2 protein-coding genes are annotated in these 1,982 nt (G+C 51.4%); one reads left to right on the forward strand and one right to left on the reverse strand.

Annotated elements, in window-relative coordinates:
• Positions 1 to 152 precede the first annotated feature (152 nt).
• Positions 153 to 1,247 (reverse strand): hypothetical protein, encoded by a 1,095-nt coding sequence (locus ACJMM9_RS00900; protein WP_405323005.1) that lies wholly within the window; start codon positions 1,245 to 1,247, stop codon positions 153 to 155.
• 61 nt (positions 1,248 to 1,308) lie between these two features.
• Between ACJMM9_RS00900 and ACJMM9_RS00905 the strand changes: the two genes are divergently transcribed.
• The coding region (locus ACJMM9_RS00905) for a hypothetical protein (protein ID WP_405323007.1) at positions 1,309 to 1,982 on the forward strand (674 nt) is incomplete at its 3' end.

Genomic DNA, 1,982 nt, shown 5'->3' on the forward strand with positions numbered 1-1,982 from the left:
CCAGAAGACGACAACTCATTCGGCGACGAGCCGTTCGAAGACGTTTCGGACAATCCTCCGCCAGACGACTTCGAGCTGCCGGATATCCCTCTGGACGATATGGAAGGCGAAACTGAAATGTAAAACAAAGGCGACCATCTGGCCGCCTTTCTTTATATCTGCACGTGGTACTTCGCGTGTTTGTTCTTTTCCTTTCGCTTCTCCGCCTTGACGATTGCGCGTACCTCGTCCTCGGCCTCCTTCTCGCGGTTGTGTATTCGCTTCATAAGGGCCTTGCGGACATCCTTATTGTATTCGAGGCGCTTCGGAGAAACATTACCTTCCTTGATGAACTTCTCGACATTGCCGATGACCTTGCCGACCTTCACTTCTTCGTCGTTCATCACGTTCAATGCGTTAATACGAGCAGTCGTGTTTTCACGAGCGGTCTTCACGGACGCATCGATTCTATCCCAGATACCGTACAAGCTGTCAAAGTGCTGCGTAATATAGGCGTTCAGTCCAGCCGGAGACATCGGCGATTGGTTGACTTGGCCTTCTGGAACCCAGCGGTCAGCCTTCCAAGACTTTCCTTCCACATGCACCGGGACGATCTTCAATCGACCGTCGGCGTTGACTTGGACGAGTGTCATGTGTTCGGCGTTGGCGGCCCAGTTGATGCACTTGCGCTTCTGTATGCCATGGTCTGAATATGCGAGGCTCACGGTTTCGTTGCACTGGAATACGACTCCCCAGTAATAGTCCTTCGTCTCGCTTGGCTGCAGTTCGGACAGCTTCGTAGTGTACATGTATCCGTTACGACGACCACCGACTTCCTCGGTCTTCGAGTTCGTGTCAACCTTCCAGAACGTATTGATGTTCGGCAGTCCGTGATACACTTGTGTTTCGCAAATTGAACGAGCGTCGACTTCGGCTTGCATCAAGTCAATGTACCAGATTCCTTCCGGTTCCTCGATAGGGTCTTTCGTATGGTAGAACAAGTTAAGCGTACCGTTGACGAAATTGATCCAGTCCTCGTCCTCGCACTGGAAGTCGAACTTGCCAAACCATTCGGCGTACTTCTTCTGCGCAGCGGTAGGAAGCTGGATGACACGAGAATACTTGTCGAAGTCATGAGGGTTGAAGCCGTCGTTGCGGCATTTGTTCATAATCCAAAAATCAAGGATTATGTCCTTGTGCGTATCCCACGTAATACCACCGTTGATATAGTTGATGAGACGGATTCCCGCAAGTTTCTTGGCTTTCATGCAATGACCCTCGTTATGACATCAGTTTATCGAATTCGGTTTCAAGCAAAACCGATAAACTATGTCTAAAGTTCACAATTACAGGTGCATCATGTACGAACTATTCGATTTACCCAACGAGAAGGAACTCGCCCAGATCATGCTTGAAGGCGCGAAGAAGGCAAAGAGCGAATCCAGCGTCGTTGACACCAAGGATATCTTTCCGTTCTGGACTCCGCCCGGTTCAGCAAAGAAGAACGTCGCTTCGCCGGACAAGACTGGCGCAGTGAAGGTAAAGCCAGCTGACTTCAAGGCAGTCGACACGGCTACCGCATGGCATGAATTCCTCGGCAACCTCAAGAAGTCCACTACGAACAACGCCAAGGATTCTGGCAGCTTCGGCACAGTCACCGTCACGAATGGCAAGTCCGTTCCGAAGCCGGATGACCTCATCGGCAAGGTGAAGGCCCTCAAGGAAACTCAAGTTACCGACATGTCTGGAAAGACCAAGGCAACTACCGAAGAACTCGGCGTGTTCAAGGAAATGGTCAAGTCCAACGCTGCAGAGCCGAACAAGGACAAGCTCGTCGGAATCGTCAAGCCGAAGACCGCTCTCGGCACTATCGCCAAGAAGCCGAAGTTCGACGTTGACGCAAGCGCCACGGTCGAAGTCAAGAACGAAATCCCGGCAATCAAGAACGTTGCGAACAAGATGTCTCCAGACAAGACTGGAGCCGTCAAGGTGAAGCCAGCCGT

The organism is Fibrobacter sp. (assembly GCF_045112255.1).
In the GTDB taxonomy this organism is placed as follows: domain Bacteria; phylum Fibrobacterota; class Fibrobacteria; order Fibrobacterales; family Fibrobacteraceae; genus Fibrobacter.